General features: G+C 64.4%; 15 protein-coding genes. 13 read left to right on the top strand and 2 right to left on the bottom strand.

The features are described from left to right. Positions 1-17: 17 nt before the first annotated feature. The 5 genes from hemN (at position 18) to PSV05_RS06445 (ending at position 6488) form a co-directional block, all read left to right on the top strand. Entirely contained in the window at positions 18-1418 is a 1401-nt protein-coding gene (gene hemN, locus PSV05_RS06465; RefSeq protein ID WP_300063277.1) for an oxygen-independent coproporphyrinogen III oxidase, read from the top strand. 49 nt (positions 1419-1467) lie between these two features. Next, positions 1468-2220 (top strand): cyclic nucleotide-binding domain-containing protein, encoded by a 753-nt coding sequence (locus PSV05_RS06460; RefSeq protein WP_300063274.1) that lies wholly within the window; start codon positions 1468-1470, stop codon positions 2218-2220. A gap of 115 nt (positions 2221-2335) precedes the next feature. Beyond that, positions 2336-4660, top strand: a complete 2325-nt coding sequence (locus PSV05_RS06455; RefSeq protein WP_300063271.1) for a nitric-oxide reductase large subunit — start codon at positions 2336-2338, stop codon at positions 4658-4660. A gap of 150 nt (positions 4661-4810) precedes the next feature. Beyond that, positions 4811-6064 carry an NnrS family protein gene (locus tag PSV05_RS06450; RefSeq protein ID WP_300063268.1) on the top strand — a complete coding sequence of 418 codons (1254 nt, stop codon included), beginning with the start codon at positions 4811-4813 and terminating at the stop codon, positions 6062-6064. Between the two features lie 22 nt (positions 6065-6086). Continuing rightward, positions 6087-6488: a SirB2 family protein gene (locus PSV05_RS06445; RefSeq protein WP_300063265.1), complete on the top strand. Its 402-nt coding sequence runs from the start codon at positions 6087-6089 to the stop codon at positions 6486-6488. Positions 6489-6528: 40 nt separating this feature from the next. On the opposite strand, the gene PSV05_RS06440 is transcribed toward PSV05_RS06445, so the two are convergent. Together PSV05_RS06440 and PSV05_RS06435 are read right to left on the bottom strand one after the other, a co-directional pair. After that, entirely contained in the window at positions 6529-6768 is a 240-nt protein-coding gene (locus tag PSV05_RS06440; RefSeq protein WP_300063262.1) for a hypothetical protein, read from the bottom strand. A gap of 127 nt (positions 6769-6895) precedes the next feature. Further along, positions 6896-8104, bottom strand: a complete 1209-nt coding sequence (locus tag PSV05_RS06435) for an alginate export family protein (protein ID WP_300063259.1) — start codon at positions 8102-8104, stop codon at positions 6896-6898. 200 nt (positions 8105-8304) lie between these two features. Between PSV05_RS06435 and PSV05_RS06430 the strand changes: the two genes are divergently transcribed. The 8 genes from PSV05_RS06430 to PSV05_RS06395 all read left to right on the top strand — a co-directional run bounded on the left by PSV05_RS06430 (position 8305) and on the right by PSV05_RS06395 (position 18353). Next, on the top strand, positions 8305-10236 hold the full coding sequence (locus PSV05_RS06430; protein ID WP_300063258.1) for a pyridoxal-dependent decarboxylase: 1932 nt from the start codon (positions 8305-8307) through the stop codon (positions 10234-10236). 61 nt (positions 10237-10297) lie between these two features. Next, positions 10298-12811, top strand: a complete 2514-nt coding sequence (locus PSV05_RS06425) for an HAD-IC family P-type ATPase (RefSeq protein WP_300063255.1) — start codon at positions 10298-10300, stop codon at positions 12809-12811. 195 nt (positions 12812-13006) lie between these two features. Further along, positions 13007-13417, top strand: a complete 411-nt coding sequence (locus PSV05_RS06420; protein WP_300063252.1) for a ribonucleotide reductase subunit alpha — start codon at positions 13007-13009, stop codon at positions 13415-13417. A gap of 79 nt (positions 13418-13496) precedes the next feature. After that, the gene (locus PSV05_RS06415; RefSeq protein WP_300063249.1) at positions 13497-13832 is read left to right on the top strand and encodes a hypothetical protein; all 336 of its coding nucleotides are present in this window, start codon (positions 13497-13499) and stop codon (positions 13830-13832) included. Positions 13833-13865: 33 nt separating this feature from the next. Further along, entirely contained in the window at positions 13866-14951 is a 1086-nt protein-coding gene (locus PSV05_RS06410) for a tellurite resistance/C4-dicarboxylate transporter family protein (protein ID WP_300063247.1), read from the top strand. An 8-nt stretch (positions 14952-14959) separates the two neighbouring features. Then, positions 14960-15826 carry a chorismate mutase gene (locus PSV05_RS06405; RefSeq protein ID WP_300063244.1) on the top strand — a complete coding sequence of 289 codons (867 nt, stop codon included), beginning with the start codon at positions 14960-14962 and terminating at the stop codon, positions 15824-15826. 20 nt (positions 15827-15846) lie between these two features. Beyond that, positions 15847-16872, top strand: coding sequence for a quinolinate synthase NadA (gene nadA / locus PSV05_RS06400; RefSeq protein WP_300063241.1), 1026 nt, complete (start codon positions 15847-15849; stop codon positions 16870-16872). Then, positions 16872-18353, top strand: coding sequence for an FAD-binding protein (locus tag PSV05_RS06395; RefSeq protein WP_300063238.1), 1482 nt, complete (start codon positions 16872-16874; stop codon positions 18351-18353). The genes nadA and PSV05_RS06395 overlap by 1 nt, the downstream gene beginning before the upstream one ends. Positions 18354-18392 lie beyond the last annotated feature (39 nt).

Genomic DNA, 18392 nt, shown 5'->3' with positions numbered 1-18392 from the left:
CTGCATAAGCTGCGGCCATGGAGTTGCAACCCCTCACCTTCAGCGCTGACCTGTTGCGCCGGCACGACCGGCCGGGGCCGCGCTATACCTCGTATCCGACCGCGCCGCAGTTCACCAGCAACTTCGGCGAACAGGCGTTGCGCGAAGTCGCGCTGGCCAGCAATGGCGACCCGATCCCCCGCCGGTTGTCACTGTACGTGCACGTGCCGTTCTGCAATAGCCCATGCTTCTACTGTGGCTGCAACCGCATCATCACCCGCGACACCGCGCGCGGCGAGACTTACCTGGTGCGGCTGTATCGCGAGATCGCTCTGGCCGCCACATTGTTTGATCGCGACCGCGAGGTGATCCAGCTGCATTTCGGCGGCGGCACCCCGAACTTCCTGTCACCCGCGCAACTGCACGAAGTCGTCGACACGCTGCGCAGCCACTTCCGGTTCTCTGATTCCGACGAGCGCGACATCTCGATCGAACTGGATCCGCGCTTCGTCAATGCAAGCGACATTGCCGAGCTGGCGCGCGCCGGCTTCAACCGCGCGAGTTTTGGCGTGCAGGACTTCGATCCGGAGGTGCAGGTCGCGGTCAATCGCATCCAGTCGGTGGACGAAACCCGCACAGTCGTCGATGCCTGCCGCACCAACGGCTTCAAGTCGGTAAACGTCGACCTGATCTATGGCTTGCCGAAGCAGAACCTCACCGGCTTCGCGCGCACGCTCGATATCGTCGCCGACATGCGCCCGGACCGGGTCGCGGTCTATGGCTACGCGCACATGCCACGGATGTTCAAGGCGCAGAAGCAGATCGTCGATACCGACCTGCCCGATGCCGAAACCCGACTGGGCCTGCTGCAACTGGCGATCGAGCGCCTGACTGCTGCAGGCTACCAGTACATCGGGATGGATCATTTCGCCCTGCCCGACGATGACCTGGCGCTTGCACAGGCGCGCGGCAGCCTGCATCGCAATTTCATGGGCTACACCACACACGCTGACAGCGACCTGCTTGGGCTGGGAGTGAGCGCGATCAGCCATATCGGCGACAGCTTCAGCCAGAACCCACGTGACCTGGTGAGCTGGCAGGTGGCGCTGGACGAAGGCCGGTTGCCGGTATTCCGCGGCATGCGCCTGGACGAAGACGACCAGCTGCGCGCCGACCTGATCCAGCAACTGATGTGCCAGGGCGAGATCCCGATGCGCGCGCTGGAACGTCGCCACGGCATACACTTCAGGGAGTATTTCGCCGATGCACTGGTCAAATTGCAGCCGCTGGTGGACGACGGTCTGGCCCGGATCGAGGCAGATCGCATCACGGTGACCTCGCGTGGCCGCCTGCTGTTGCGTAACATTGCGATGTGCTTCGACCGATACCTCGACCAACCCGTCACCGATACCCAGCCGCGCTTCTCACGCGCGATCTGAGCTGTGCCCGGCGTATCCCAGTTCCATTGAGTCTCGCCTGGTGGGCGACTTGAGCAACCTGCCGTTCCCGCGGCAAAGCCCGCGTACCCTGGCCGACGACGGCGATGCCCTGAAGTTCTGCACGACCTGCGCGTTCTCGCAGGCCTGCCTAGACGAGGGCATGGACAAGGCCGCGCTGATGGACCTGCATGTGCTGGTTGAACACGTCGGCCCATTGCATGCCGGCGAGCACATCTTCCGCGAAGGTGATCCGTTCGAAGCGATCGCCGCGGTACGCGCAGGCACAGTCAAGACCTACTTGGTGGATCGCGATGGCCACGAACACGTGCTGGGTTTCCACTTGCCTGGCGAAGTGATCGGCCTGAACGCGATCGATGGCGAGACCTATCCGTGCAACGCAGTGGCGCTGGACACGGTGATGCTGTGCCGGTTCTCGTTCCCGAAGATCGCCACGCTGGCCTCGCGCTTGCCCGGTCTGCAGCGACAACTGTTCCGCCTGCTCAGCCGCGACATCGGCCGCGCTGCGCTGCTGGCCGGCGACTGGTCGGCAGACCAGCGGATGGCCGCGTTCCTGATCGGGATGTCGCGAAGGTTGGCCGCACGCGGCTTTTCGCCAGACCGTTTCCAACTGACCATGGCGCGCACCGACATCGCCAATTACCTGCGGCTGGCACCGGAAACAGTCAGCCGGGTGCTCAAGCGCCTGCAGGACGACGGCTTGTTGCGAATAGACCGGCGCGAGGTGGAACTGCTCGAGCGCAAACCGCTTGAAGCACTGGCAGCTGCGGTGTTGCGGGACTGATTCCAACCCATCAGCTGGTTCACTGTATGGTGGGTCCTCAGCATCACTTGACCTGCGTCATGGCGACACGTGCGACGCGCAGACGAATATGCGCCGTCCGCACTGGAGATCGTCCATGAGTAGTACCCGAAAGTTGTGGCTGGCCTTGGCCGCCCTCCTCCTTGTCTCGTTTTCCGTGCTGTTGTGGGCAGGAAGCGAGATCTTCCGCGCCGCGCCGCCGATGCCGGAACAAGTGGTCGCGCAGAGCGGCCAGGTCGTCTATACCCGCGCCGACATCGAACAGGGCCGTCAGGTCTGGCAATCGATCGGTGGCATGCAACTCGGTTCGATCTGGGGCCACGGCGCATATGTCGCCCCGGACTGGAGCGCGGACTGGCTGCATCGCGAAGCCACCGACGTGCTGGATATCTGGGCGCGCCGCGATGGCGGCATGGCGACCTATGCCGACCTGCCCGTCGAGGAGCAGGGCGCATTGCGCGGCCGCCTGCAGGCGATGATGCGGGCCAATACCTACGATGCAAAGACCGGCACGATCACCCTGACCCAGGATCGCGTCGCTGCGCTGTCCAATGTCGCCGCGCATTACGAGAGCCTGTTCGGCAACGACCCGGCCACGCTCAAGCTGCGTGAAGCCTATGCAATGAAGCAGGACACGGTCGACACTGCAGAACACCGACGCGCGCTGACCGCGTTCTTCTGGTGGACCGCATGGGCTGCCACCACCGAGCGCGTGAGCAATGACGAGACCCTGGTCCCGGCCAAGGACGGCATCGCCAACAATAAAGTGACCTACACCAACAACTGGCCGAGCGAGCCGCTGGTGGGCAACACGCCACCGCCAGCGATGTGGGTGTGGTCGGCCTTCAGCGTGCTGTTCCTGATCGCCGGCATCGCAATCCTTGGCTGGCATTACGCGATCACCCACGGGCGGAGCGAGGAGACACATACGATTCCGGCATCGGATCCGTTTGCGCTGCTGAAGATCACCCCGTCGATGCGCGCGACCGCGAAGTATTTCTGGCTGGTCCTGGCGCTATTCATTGCGCAAATCCTGCTTGGCGCCATCACCGCGCACTTCCAGGTCGAGGGCCAGTCAGCCTATGGTTTTGCGTTGTCGGAGTACCTGCCGTACTCGCTTGCCCGCACCTGGCACACCCAGCTCGCGGTGCTCTGGATCGCCACCGCATGGCTGGCGACCGGGCTGTACATCGGGCCTGCGCTATCGGGGCATGAACCCAAATACCAGCGCTTCGGAGTCAACTTCCTGTTCGTCTCGCTGCTGCTGATCGTGGTCGGCGGGTTTGTCGGGCAATGGCTCGCAGTGATGCAGATCCTGCCGCTGGACTACAATTTCTGGTTCGGTCACCAGGGCTGGGAATACGCGGACATGGGCCGCTTCTGGCAGTGGTACCTGTTCATCGGCCTGCTGCTTTGGGTGACCCTGGTCGGGCGCTCGCTGTGGCCGATCCTGCGCGGCCCTGCCAGCGATTCCAAATCGATCATCGGCCTGCTGTTCATGTCGACGGTCGCGATCGGCCTGTTCTACGGCGCGGCCCTGATGTGGGGCGAACACACTCATATCTCCGAGGTCGAGTACTGGCGCTGGTGGCTGGTGCACCTGTGGGTCGAGGGTTTCTTCGAGGTGTTCGCGACCGCGGTGATGGCGCTGATCTTCACCCGCCTTGGCCTGATCAAGACGTCGACGGCCAACATCACGGTGCTGTTCGCGACCATCATCTTCATGTCCGGTGGCGTGCTGGGTACCCTGCATCACCTGTACTTCGTCGGTACGCCGATCGCGGTGGTGGCGCTGGGCGCGAGCTTCAGCGCACTGGAAGTGGTGCCGTTGGCCTACCTGGGCTTCGAGGCCTACCACACCTATCGCCTGGGCAAGGCCACCCCGTGGATGGCGCGTTACCGCTGGCCGGTGATGTTCTTCATCGCGGTGTCGTTCTGGAACCTGGTCGGTGCCGGCCTGTTCGGCTTCCTGATCAATCCGCCGCTGTCGCTGTACTACATGCAAGGGCTCAACCTGACCGCCCTGCATGCCCATACCGCGCTGTTCGGGGTCTACGGAATGCTTGGGATCGCCCTGGTGCTGTTCTGCCTGCGCGGCCTGCGTGGACAGATGGTCTGGGACACGCAAGCGCTGAAAGTCTCGTTCTGGAGCCTCAACATCGGGCTGGCGCTGATGGGTGTGCTGACACTATTGCCGCTGGGGACGATGCAACTGCTGGCTGCGATCGAGCATGGCTACTGGTACGCACGCTCGGCCGAATTCATGCAGAAGCCCATCGTGGAACTGCTGATCTGGATGCGCATGCCAGGCGACATCATCTTCAGCATCGGTGCGCTGTCACTGTGCTGGTTCGTGTTCCGGCTCTGGGTCGCACCGCGCCGCGAAGCCGCGCTTGTCGGCGAAACCGAAACGGGCGGCTGACCAGTCACTGCTCTCCGCATACCAGGACGCCGAGCGCAGGATTTTGATACTGATGAGCCGACGAAACCCCCGGCCATGCCGGGGGTTTCGTTATCCGGAACCTGATCTGGATCAATGCTGGTACACCGTTTCGGCCTGAGAATGATTCGCATGAACACGCCGCTTAACCCACCTCCCTCGAAGCCACATGCCTCGGTGCAGCAACTTGCGAATGCGCCGCACCGGCTGATGTTCTTCATCGGCGCCAGCAACCTGCTGCTGGCGATGTTGTGGTGGGCGGCCTGGCTGGTCTCGACCCGCTGGCAGCTGTTCGCCATGGCCCAGCCCGCGCCGTATGCCGGCTGGCTGCATGGGTTCGTGATGCAGTACCAGATGCTGCCGAGCTTCATGTTCGGCTTCCTGCTGACGACCTTCCCGCGCTGGATGGGCCTGCCTGACATCCCACGCTGGCGCTACCTGCCGGTTGGCATCGGCATGTTTGGCGGCCAGCTGGCAACCTTGCTGGGCGCGATGGGCTTCGAAGCCGGCATGGTGGTCGGCTACTGGATGACGCTGGCGGGCTGGATCGCCGGACTGGCCACGCTGGCGCCGCACCTGTGGCGCGAGCGTGGTACGACCTGGCATGCGCGATCCTGCGTCGCGGCGCTGAGTCTGGGTCTGGTTGGATTGCTGGCCTGGGGTGCGGTACTGCTGGGTGCATCGCCGGCGTATGCGTTCGCCAGCATCAAGATCGGCACCTTCGGCCTGATCCTGCCGATCTACGTGACGGTGGCGCATCGCATGTTCCCGTTCTTCGCCGGGAATGTAATTCCGGGCTATCAGCCATGGCGGCCGATGTGGCTGCTGGCCGTGTTCTGGGCGCTGACCCTGCTGCACCTGGGGCTGGAGCTATTCCACGGCTATGGCCTGTTGTGGCTGGCCGACCTGCCGCTGCTCGCGCTCACCGCGACCATGGTCTGGCGCTGGTGGCCACGTGGCCGGCTTCAAGATGGCACGTTGCCGAGAATCCTGAGCGTGCTGTTCCTTGCCTTGGCATGGTTGCCGATCGCCTTCGCCTTGTATGCGGCGCAGAGCCTGGCTTATGTCGCCACCGGCATTTACTGGCTCGGTCGCGCACCCGCGCACGCGTTGTTCATCGGCTTCTTCGGAAGCGCGCTGGTGGCGATGGTCACCCGCGTGACCCAGGGTCATTCGGGGCGGCCCATGCAGATGCCAGCCGTTGCCTGGTTCGCCTTCATCACGCTGCAGCTGGTCACGGTGATGCGCGTTGCTGCCGAACTGCTGCCGGACACGTTGGCCTGGCAAGCCGCCGCTGCACTTGGCTGGCTGATTGCATTCACGCCGTGGGTGCTGCGCATCGGACGCATTTACCTGTCGCCGCGCGCCGACGGCAAGCCGGGTTGAGCCGTACTCACGGCATGCCGCAATGATCGAGTTCTACGCGCAGATCAAATGGGTACACATCATCACGGTGCTATGCAGCGGTTCGCTGTTCCTGCTGCGCGGGCTGCTGGTGCAAGCAGGCAAACCCGGTGTCGCGATGGCTGCGCCGGTTCGCTACCTCAGCTACAGCATCGACACGATCCTGCTCACCGCCGCACTGATGCTGCTGACTATCCTGCCCGGCGCGATGTTCGCCAATGGCTGGCTGACGGCAAAGCTCGTACTGCTCGTCGTGTATGTCGTACTGGGCACCTTCGCGCTCAAGCGTGGGCGCACGCAGCGCACGCGCACGATCTGTTACCTGGCCGCATTGGCCACCTTCGTGGCGATGCTCGGCATCGCCCGCATGCATTCCCCACTGGGTTGGATCCTTCTGCTGCGATGACGACGCCAGACGCTGCCAGTGGTGTTGTGTTGAGCTGGGCCTAGCCGCCGCAACCGCCGCAGCAGTTGGAAGGTAGTTGCATGACCAGCAAGCCATCGGCCTGCTGGCCAGCGCTGCTGATCGCAGTAGTCAGGTCGTCCGCACTCATTGCCGCATTCACGCGTAATGCGCCGGTGGACGGGTCGATGTCGACCAGGGCCGCCGGGTCGATGTTGTAGATGGCATCTGTGATCGCCGCCATGTCTACCGCGGCAGGCAATCCGTCAACGTGGAATTCCATTGCATGATCCTTGAGGGCATGACCCTTGAAAAGAATGCCGGCTCGGCATCGCCTAGTCATGATCGATCCCGCAGGCCGGCATTGCATTGATCCCGGTCAAGCGCCTGTCACTGCAGCGGGCCTCGCTTCATTTCGCACTGGCCCACTCCACTTGCAACCAGACCTTGGTGGTGTCGCGCGCAAACCGGTCGGCGCGGTAGTCAGCGATCTTCAGCAGCGCCTGCACGCGCGTGGCCAGCGGGAACCCAAGCGAGGCATTCCATTCGCTGCCGTAGTGGCCGAAGCCAGCCAGTGCGGTATCGGCACGGTAGTCGTGCCAGGCCAGCGCCCATGCGAAACGGCCATCACGGATGTGGCCGAATTTCCCGCTGGCGGACAGGTAGCGGTCGTTCAAGCCACCAGCCGGCGTCGCCAGGAATTTGTCGTCCCAGCCGTTGAAGGCATGCAGAGTCGCCAGCGGCGTTTGCAGCGCGTGGCTGCCGTTGCCACCCAGATGTTCCCAACCGGCCTTGAAACTGGTGCCGTGCCAGTTGTATGCCGGCTCCAGCAGCCAATAACTGTGTGAAAAATGCAGTGGGTTTGTGCTGTAATTGCGCTGGTTTGCGGCTTCGGCTGTCCAGCCCCAACCGTTGCCATCGCGCAGCCGGTCACCGGTCCAGCGCAGACCATAGGTCGATGTCGACGCGCTGGCCACATCCTGGTCATGATGCAGGCAGGCATAGCCCACGACTTGTTGCGTGCCATGCTTCCAGGCGGCATTGAACAGATGGGATTCGAGGTTACGCTCGCGCGCCAGCGGATCGCGCGCGTCGTCGCCGCTGACCCGATGCACGCGATCCAGCCAGTCGTAGCGCAGGGTCAGGCCTGCAATCGGCTTGTATTCAAGCGACAGCGCATCGAAGGTCTGCTCATTCTGGCGCCAGCCGACATTGCCGACCCAGCGTTGATTGTCGATCAGGATGCGCTGGCGCCCGAACTTCGCCGCGCCCTTGGCGCCATTCCAAGCAATCCACGACTGATTGAGTTCTGCGCCGCTGGGATCAATCACTGCGGGATATGCGGTGCGGCCATTTGCACCGCTATTGTAATGATTGCCGGCACTGGCAATGCCCTCGCCTTCCAGCAAGGCTGACCAGCCATGCGGGAACGCGAAATGAAGTCCGGCGCGCAGGCGCAGGGTGTCGGCAATGGCATCGCGCGCGAACGCGCCGTCGTCGACCTGCTCATGGCGCAGGCGCAGGTTCCAGGTGGGATCAACCATTACCGATTGCGCCGTCGCGACAAGCGGCAGGCAGACCAGACAAAGCAATACAGGAACGCGCGAAATCGCAGCCATTGCAGTGTGCCTTCTTGGGAATGTGCACAGCATCAACGCAGGCAGCGTGCGACGCGTTGAGCCAAGTCAAGCGGATCCATCTGCGACACACCCTTTGGGCTGAAACACGTGCCGTCGCGCCCTTGATTGATCCGGGTCAAGGTCCTGAGTGCGTGTACGCGCGATCCTGCAGGCAATCTCGCGAGCAGACCACGCCCCCCATGTCATCCTTGCCTGCCCCCGAGCGCAGCCGCTACGCGCTGGACGCGTGTTTCCTTGGCCCTTATGGCGAGAACGACGCGCTGCTGGAAAAACTCGTCGTCGAGTTCCTGCGTGACCATGTCTATTGGCGGCGCAATTTCCATCCCGAGGATCCACCGGCGATCCCCACCCACGCCCAGCACGATCCGGGCTACCAGGATTTCGAGGCGCGCCTGCGCCGCGAACTGCACCAGCTGTCGGCGGCGCTCAAGAAATCGGTGCCCTTCCACAGCCCGCGCTACATGGGTCACATGGTGTCGGACCTGCTGATCCCGGGGCTGGCGGCACAGATCCTGACCCTGCCTTACAACCCCAACAACGTCAGCGAAGACGCAGCACCTGTCACCGTGGACCTGGAAGTCCAGGTCGGCCTGCAACTGGCGCGAATGCTGGGCTATCCGCACGACCCGGTACAGCCCGATTGCGCGTTCGGGCACCTGACGTCCGGCGGGACTTTGGCTAATTACCAAGCGCTGCGGCTGGCGCTGGCATTGAAGGCATTCCCGGTCGCGCTACGCGCTGCGGGCGTGCCTGACATCGCTTTACCCGATGACGACTGGACGGCGTTCAACCTGGCACCGAGTGCCGGCATCGACCTGCTCGATCGCTGGCAGGCATGGCTTGCGGCGCAGCCGGTGGCCGCACATCGGCACTGGCATGCACAGGTCGAGGCGCAGCGGCTGGAGCATCTGGGCATCGCCGATTTCTTCACCACGCACACGCAACTGAAAGTCCCGCAGGTGCTGGCGCCGATCACCGCGCATTACTCCTGGAGCAAGGGCCTGAAGCTGCTCGGGCTGGGACGCAAGCAATTGCAATTGCTGCCCGAACGCGGAATGCGCCTGGACCTGGACGCCTTGCAGGACACGCTGGAAACCTGCGAGCGCACGCGCCAGCCGGTGCTGCTTGCGGTCGCGGTGCTGGGCACCACCGAATACGGGACTATCGATCCGGTCGATGGCGTGGTCGATGCGCGTGATCGTTTCGCCGCTCGCGGGCTTGGATTTGGCGTGCATGTGGATGGTGCGTGGGGCGGCTACCTCGCCACCCTGTTTCGCAACGAAGACGGCAGCCTGCGTTCGCGCGACGAAGTCGGCGCGGGTTTCAACATGTTCCCGTCCACCGAAGTGCATGCGGCATTCGGCGCACTCGGGCGCACGGATTCGGTGACGGTGGATCCGCACAAGCTCGGCTATCTGCCGTATGGCTCCGGTGCCTTCATCTGCCGCGACCACCGCGCGACCGCACTGCTGGGCGAAGCGGCGGACTACGTGTTCCACGACGCCACCCCGGCCAATTACCTGGCGCGCTATCGCAACCTGGGCCAGTTCATTCCGGAAGGCTCCAAGCCGGGCGCGACCGCTGCCGCGGCCTATGTCACGCACAAGGTGTTGCCGCTGCACCATGACGGGTTCGGCCGGCTGCAGGCGCAGACAGTTGTCGCGGCGGAAGCCTTCGACACGCGTGCGCGGCAGTTTGCCGGCGAAGTCGCGAGCCTGTGCCGGGTACTGGTGCCGTTTACGCCCGACAGCAACCTGGTCTGCCTCGCCCTAAACCCGACCGGCAACCGTGACCTGGGCAGTGCAAATGCCTTCGTCCGCCGTCTGCACGACGAGCTGCGCAGTGATCCGCGCCAGCCGATACAAAGTCGCGAATTTTTCGGCTCAGTCACCACACTGCGACCCGAGGCATTGGGTGACACCGAGATGCAGCGCATCCTGCTTGCGCTGGAGATCGACCCGGCCACACTGGGAGGCGACAACGACGACCGCCTGGTGATCCTGCGGCATACCCTGATGAATCCGTACCTGCTGGATCGAGAAAACGGCATCAGCTACATTGACCGTTATTTCGACTATCTCGCTCGACGCATGCTGGCGCTGCTAGCCTAGTACGCATGCTCCGCATGCACGCCATGACCGTCAATCGATTGCCAATCAAAAGTCTCTCACCATGAGCGGCCTGTCTGCATCGGAAGCCGCACAACGGCTGACGCGTGACGGGCCCAACGCACAGCCGCAGCCGGACCAGCGGCACTGGCCACGGATCCTGGCCAGCGTGCTGCGCGAGCCGATGCTGCTGCTGCTCATCGCCGCCAGCGTGTTGTACCTGAGTGTGGGCGAACCGCGCGATGCCGCAGCGCTGGGACTCTCCGTGCTGCTGGTGGTTGGATTGACGCTCTACCAGGAGGTGCGCGCCGAACATGCCCTGCAGGCGCTGCGTGATCTCAGCAGTCCGTGGGCGTCCGCGTGGCGCGACGGCGCGCTGCAACGCGTACCTGCCACCTCGTTGGTGGTCGGCGACGTGGTGCAGGTGGCCGAAGGGGATCGGGTGCCGGCGGACGCGAAGCTGCTGGATAGCAGCGACCTGCACGTCGACGAATCGCTGCTGACCGGGGAATCCGTTCCGGTGGCACGCGCGCCTGGTGCTGACGACGCAGCCGCGCGCATCCACGCCGGGACGCTAGTGGTGCGCGGCCAGGCCATGGCCGAAGTGACCGCGACCGGATCCGGCACCGAGATGGGCCGCATTGGTGCCAGCCTCGGCGCGCTGAACAGGGAGGCCACGCCGCTGCAGCACGAGATCCGGCGCCTGGTGCTGTGGTTCACGGCAGCCAGCATCGCTTCTTGCGTATTGGTGTTTGGGTTGTATCTCACGCTTCGCGGTGGCTGGCTGGATGCGCTGCTGGCCGGCATCACCCTGGCGATGGCCACTATTCCGGAGGAGTTCCCGGTCGTGCTCACGGTGTTCCTGGCGCTGGGTGCCTGGCGGATGGCGCGGCTGCGCGTGCTGGTGCGACGTCCGCCGGCGATCGAGGCGCTTGGATCGGTGACGGTGCTGTGCACCGACAAGACCGGCACGCTCACCGAAAACCGGATGGCGCTGACGCAGCTGCTGACTGGCGGCGGGATGCCACACACGCCCGACCAGGAGCTGGATGGCGACAGCTTGTCGCTGCTTCGGTGTGCGGCGCTGGCCAGCGATGCGAATGGCTTCGACCCGATGGACCGCGCAGTGCATGCCGTGGCATCGGCGAGCCTGCCGGAGTCCACCGCCGCCGACTGGGAACACTTGAAACACTATCCGGTGACGCCGGCCCTGCCGGCCTACGCGACTGCCTGGCGCCGAAAGCATCAGCCCGGCCTCCTGCTTGCCTGCAAGGGCGCACCGGAAGCGGTCGCGGCCTTGTGCGGGCTGGCAGACGAAGACCGCAGTCGAGTTCTGGCAGATGCCGCTTCGATGGCTGCGGAAGGACTGCGCGTGCTTGCGGTGGCCGATGCGCACACCACGAATGCGGATGCGCCTGACAGCCTGGAAAATGAAGCGTTCACCTGGCGGGGACTGCTGGGTTTCGCCGATCCGCTGCGTGCGGAAGTTCCGGCGGCGGTCGCCGAGGCTCACGCGGCCGGTGTGCGCGTGGTGCTGATGACCGGCGACCACATCGAAACCGCACGTGCCATAGCAATAGCCGCCGGGATATCCGATCACCCCGAAGTGACGCTCGGTGCAGCGCTCGAGCAACTGGATGCAGATGCGCTGCGTGCACTGCTTGCGCGCACTGACGTATTCGCGCGGGTGCGCCCCGAGCACAAGCTGCGCCTGGTGCAGGCGTTGCGAGACGCGGGCGAGGTGGTGGCCATGACTGGCGATGGTGTCAATGACGCACCGGCGCTGATGGCCGCCCATGTCGGCGTGGCGATGGGTGGACGTGGCACCGACGTCGCACGCGAGGCGGCATCCATCGTGCTGCTCGACGACGACTTCGCGTCGGTCGTGCGCGCAATCCGGATGGGGCGCACGATCTTCGCCAATCTCCAGCGCGCAACCCGGTATATCGTCGCGGTGCACGTACCGATCGCCGGCCTGGCGCTGCTGCCGCTGTTGCTTGGGACACCGCTGATCCTGCTGCCACTGCACGTGGTGTTCCTCGAGATGGTCATCGATCCTGCCTGCTCGATCGTGTTCGAGCGCGAGCCAGCAGAACCGGACCTGATGCGCCGCCCGCCGCGGCCGGCAAGCACCCCGTTGCTTGACCTGAGAATGATCGCGGCGAGCTTGCTGCTCGGCGCATCGGCATTCGCACTGGTGCTGCTGGTGTACATGATTGCGTCGCGCGCGGCATTGGCACCACCGCAGACCGCGGCGCTGGCGTTCACAGCGCTGGTGGTCTGCAATATCGCGCTGGTGCAATGGCACCTTGCGCCTTCGCGCAGCGGCATCGCGGGGCCCACCAATGTCGCGTTCTGGATCACCCTGGTCGCCGTACTCGCCCTGCTGGCCTGCCTGACCCTCCTATCGGCGCCGGCCCAATGGTTCGGCTTCATCCCGGTGTCACTGCCGGCATTTTTTGCTGCGGTGGCAGCGCCCGCGCTTTCGTTGGCAGGGGCCCACTGGATCATCCGTCGACTGCGGAAGGTACGCGTAGCCGGCCCGGTTCCGACGGTACCTCAGGACGCGGGCGGCTGACACGGAACACGCTGCAGGACTGCAACGGGCGACTATACGGCCAGGAACCTCGCATCGTTGCTGCGATGCGGCATGCAACCTACGGCACGCCAATGTGATCTGGATCAATGCCGACCTCGCCCTTCCGCGCAAGAATCCGGATGATGGAGATCGGCGTGGGTTGCCATGCCATCCATCTTCAAGAGGCCGCACGCCATGTCGCTGCATGATTTTTCCAGCCTGCTGCAAGCCGCACGCTCCCAGCCGGAGCCGCAACGCCTGCTGCTGGTGTTCGCCAGCGCGGAATTGCCGCGCGATGCCACCACCGAGGAAATCGCACGCTTCGAACGCGGCGAAGGTGGCGCGCTGGCACCGGCGTTGTGCGTGGACAAGGCACCCGAGGAGATCCGCGACTTCGCCACACTAGCCGAGGAATCGCGCCTGACCGGCATCGACTGGGACATCCTGTTCGTGGCGGCGATGTCCGGCCGCGGTGGCCATCCGCCGAACAGTGACGAGGCGGTGCAACCGATGCAGCTGATGGTGGAAGCGATCAAGGGCGGCCGCATCGGCGAATTCCTTGCCATCGATCGCCACGGCGACCTGATCCAGCTGGAGCGGCAATGATGCCGCGCATGCGCCATCGTCATCCCGGCGGCGCCGCTGGCGTCACCGACAAAGTCAGATTCCCGCAATGGAGTTCGCCATGACCGCACCGCCGCTGCCCATCGAACCGCGTGGCCGCACCCAGCTGTGGGTGGCGTTCTGGCTGTACGGCGTGCTTGCCAGCCAAGTCCTGTTCGGCGCGATCCTGTACTTCTACCGCGAGGTCAGTTCACCGATCGTGGGAATGATGCTTGCCGGCTTCCTGGTCTACACGGCCTGGATCATGCACACGATCTGGGTGGATGCGCTGAACGTCCGCAATGAGTTCTGGGGCTACTTGGCGCGCTGGCTTACCGTAGCCTGGGCCTTGAACGCGGTGATGGTGTCGCTGTTCCTGCTGCTGGGGCACATGGGCAAAGTCACACTGCCGATCTGATCGACATCCGGTGCATCCGACAACAGGACGCCCATGCCTTCCGCGCCCAATGCTGCATCGCCGATGACACGCCTGTCGCTGCGGCTACCCGGACTGGCAGGCCTGTCACCCGCGTATTTCGCGATGGTGATGTCGACCGGCATCATTTCCATCGCGGCTTACCGGCTGGGTTTCGAATCGCTTGCGCGGGCGTTGTACGCGATCAACTGGGTGTTCTATGTGGTGGTATGGGCTCTGTTCGGGCTGCGCCTGCTGTGGCACCGCAAGGCGATGCTGGATGACATCGTCGACCACCTCCGCGCACCCGGCTATTTCACCAGCGTGGCCGCCACCAGCGTGCTCGGAAGCCAATGCCTGCTGCTGGGCGAGAACCTGAACCTGGCACTGGGGCTGTGGTGGCTGGCGATCACGTTGTGGATTGTCCTGACCTACACCATCTTCACCATTTTCACGGTCAAGCGCAGCAAGCCGCGCCTGGAGAACGGCATCAATGGCGGTTGGTTGCTGGCGGTTGTTGCTACCCAATCAATTGCCGTGCTGGGTGCGTTGCTGGCCGCACGCATCGGCCAGCCTTGGAAACTTGAGCTGAATTTCTTCGCGCTGTCGATGTGGCTGTGGGGCGGGATGCTCTACATATGGATGATGTCGCTGATCTTCTACCGCTATACCTTCTTCACCTTCGAACCCGGTGACCTGTCGCCGCCGTACTGGATCAACATGGGCGCGATGGCGATTTCCACCCTCGCCGGTTCGCTGCTGATCGTCAACGTCGAACACGCGCCGTTCCTGCTGTCGCTGCAACCCTTCATCAAGGGCTTCACCGTTTTCTATTGGGCCACCGGAACCTGGTGGATCCCGATGCTGCTGGTACTGGGAATCTGGCGTCACTTCTATCGTCGTTTCCCGCTGCGCTACGACCCACTGTATTGGGGCGCGGTGTTCCCCTTAGGCATGTACGCCGCAGCTACCCATGCCATGTTGAGAGCTCTGGAGTTCGACTTCCTGAACTGGGTGCCGGGGGTGTTCCTCGCAATTGCCCTGGCGGCATGGTTGGGCACGCTCCTTGGGATGTTGCACGCAATCTGGAAGCTGCATCGACCCGGATCGGTCGCCACGTGATGGCGCCAATGCCCCACCACCCGGCACCGGCATTAGCTGGCGTGCGCCATGCGATCGATGCTGTCGACGATGCGTTGCTGGCCCTGCTTGCGGGTCGTGGTGCGCTGGTACGACGCGCAGCCAGGCTCAAGCACACGACTGGCCAAGCCGCGCGCGACCACACTCGCGAAGCGCAGGTGCATGCGCGGGCAAGAAGACTGGCACGTCGCCTGGGCCTCTCGGACGCCACCGCGCAGCGGCTGATCGATCTTGCCATCGCCGATGCCTGCCGGCAGCAGGGGCTTGCGGATGACCTGGATCAACGACAGCCGCCCGTCCAACGCGGCATGCTCACGCTCAACATGAGTACATCACACGCTTCGACATCGACATCACCCACTGCGGGCAGCCAATGGTTGCTGCGCTGCCTGCCGCCGCCCGCCCGGCTGGCGCCATTGTTGCGGCTGGTGCCCGAGCACCTGCGTGGGCAGTTGCTGGAACGGGCGATGGCACGGGTGCTGGCTGCGCCGCTGGCAGAAGGCGAGTTTGAATTCATGCAAGGACGACGACTGGGCATCGAAGTCACCGATCTCGACCTGCGCTGGGTAATCGAGTGCAGGGACAACCGGCTGGTGGTCTGCAATGAACCTGCCGAAGCCAGCGTGCGCGGCACCACCACCGACCTGCTGTTGCTGGCCAGTCGCCTGGAAGATGCCGACACCTTGTTCTTCCAGCGTCGCCTGATGCTGACCGGAGATACCGAGCTCGGCCTGACAGTGCGCAACCTGCTGGAACGCCTCCCGTGGGAATCTGTTCCGCTGGGCCTGCGCATTGGCCTGAACCGCGGCGCTCGACTGGCGCGTGCAGCCCGCGCTGCGCATCGCGGCGAGGCATGACCCAAACCTTGCGACAAACCATGACCGACTCTTCCCTGCCGGCATCGCCACGATGGCGCTCCGGCCTTGAACAGGAATACGCCACGCTGGCAGACACGCTGGCACAGCTCTTGCCATGCCTGGAGGTGCCGCTGCACCTGCCATGGATCGATGCGATCCGGCAGCTGAAGCAGCAGCGCGGCGCGGTGATCATGGCGCACAGCTACCAGTCGCCGGAGATCTTCCACGGCGTGGCCGATATCACCGGCGACTCGCTGGCATTGGCACAAGCGGCGGCCGACTGCGACAGCGATCTGATCGTGCTGTGCGGCGTGCACTTCATGGCCGAGAGCGCCAAGATCCTGGCGCCGGACAAGACCGTGCTGATCCCGGATCTGGAGGCGGGCTGTTCACTGGCGTCTTCGATCACCGCCGCGGACGTGCGGGCATTGCGCGAACGCCACCCGGGCGTGCCGGTGGTCAGCTACGTCAACACCTCGGCCGAAGTGAAGGCTGAATCCGATGCCTGCTGCACCTCGGCCAATGCCGTACAGATGGTCGAGGCAATGGGCGTGGACAAGGTCATCTTCCTGCCGGATCGCTACCTCGGCAGTTGGGTGGCAACCCAGACCCAGGTCGAACTTGTGCTGTGGCACGGCCAGTGCGAGGTGCACGAAAAGTTCACCGCAATGGAAGCGAGGCATACCCGCGAGCGTTTCGATGCAAAGATCGTCGCGCACCCGGAGTGTGCGCCAGAGGTGCTGGCAGAGGCCGATTTCGTCGGATCAACATCGGCGATGGGCAAGTGGCTGGAAAAGGAACAACCGCGACGGGTGGCGATGATTACCGAGTGCTCGATGGCCGACAACCTGCGCAACCAGTTCCCGAATGTCGAATTCATCAAACCCTGCAACCTGTGTCCGCACATGAAGCGGATCACCTTGCCGAATATCCATGCCTGCCTGCGCGACCTCAAACATGAAGTCGTGGTCGCACACGATGTGTCGGTGCGCGCACGCGCAGCGCTCGAACGGATGCTGGCGGTAGGCCGTCGCGAACGCATCTGATGGTGCGTGATTGGCCGATCATCGTGGTTGGTAGCGGTATTGCCGGGTTATGCACGGCGCTGGCTGCGGCGCCCAGGCCGGTGCTGCTGCTTAGCCGCCGCCGGGATGGAGTGGGCAGCGCGAGCATGCTTGCGCAGGGCGGCATCGCGGCGGCAATGGACAACGCAGATACCATCGAAGCCCATGTCGCGGACACCATGCGCGCCGGCGCAGGGCACAACGACTCACACTGCGTGCAACTGTTGGCCACAATCGCGCCGGCCAGCATCCACTGGCTGCAAGCGCAGGGTGTGGCATTCGACAATGATGGAGACGGCAACCTGCAACTTGGTCGCGAAGGTGGCCACGGGGTTGCGCGTATCGTGCATGCCGGCGGCGATGCCACCGGGCTGCGCGTCACCACTATGCTGGCCGCTGCCGTCGCCGCGGCCACGCATATCGAATGGCGCAGCGATGTCGAGGTCGATGGCCTGATACGACGCGGCGGGCGCATCGCTGGCGTGCACGTGGACAACGGCGGAAGCAGCCAGACGCTGCTCGGATCGGATGTAGTGCTGGCGACGGGTGGCATCGGCGCATTATTCCCTTCCACCACTAACCCGCCGGGCGCCAATGGCGCCGGCTTGGCGCTGGCGCTTGCCGCGGGTGCAGCATCGCGTGACCTGGAATTCGTGCAGTTCCATCCAACCGCGCTGGACGTTGGCGCAGGCTCGCTGCCGCTGGTCACCGAGGCCTTGCGCGGTGCAGGCGCGCGCCTGCGCGATGGCACAGGCCGGCTGGTGATGGCCGATGCACACCCACTGGGCGACCTGGCACCGCGCGACATCGTGGCTCGTCGTGTCTGGCAAGCGCGGCGCGAAACCGGCGCGGTCACCCTGGATGCAAGCGGGCTGGCAATCGACTGGCCGCGCATGTTCCCGACGGTACTGGCGGCTTGTCTCCAGCACGGCATCGATCCACGCTGGATGCCGATTCCGGTCACCACGGCGGCGCATTTTCACATGGGCGGATTGCAGACCGACGACATCGGCCGCACCAGCATTCCCGGGCTACATGCCGCGGGCGAGATCGCCTGCAGCGGCGTCCACGGCGCCAACCGGCTGGCCAGCAATTCGCTGTTGGAGTGCGTGGTGTTCGGGCGTCGTCTGGGCGCGTACCTGGGCAAGCAACCTGCTGCTTCGTCGCATGCGAGCAATGATGCAGTGGCCGCGCTGGAACTGGTCATGTGCGGACCATGCCTGGACCATGAAGCCATGCAACTGCTGCGCGACGCGATGGGCCATGCGGCTGGTCCAATCCGCACGGCGAAGGGCTTGCGCGAGGCCAGCGAAACCCTTGCACCACTCGCAGGACGCGGCTGGCAAGCGCGCCTGGGGCAGTCGATTCTCGCTTGCGCCTACCGACGCCAGGCCAGCATTGGTGCGCACTGGCGCACCGACGAGGTGATCACGTCATCATCCGCTGCAACGACCGCGGCGTGATGGTATCAACCTGATACTGGACTGGGATCGCCGGACCGG

Origin of the sequence: Thermomonas sp. (genome assembly GCF_029945965.1) — a bacterium.
Taxonomy (GTDB): domain Bacteria; phylum Pseudomonadota; class Gammaproteobacteria; order Xanthomonadales; family Xanthomonadaceae; genus Thermomonas.
Note: the sequence above shows the minus strand (reverse complement) of the source record. Positions and strands in the feature narration are given on the sequence as shown.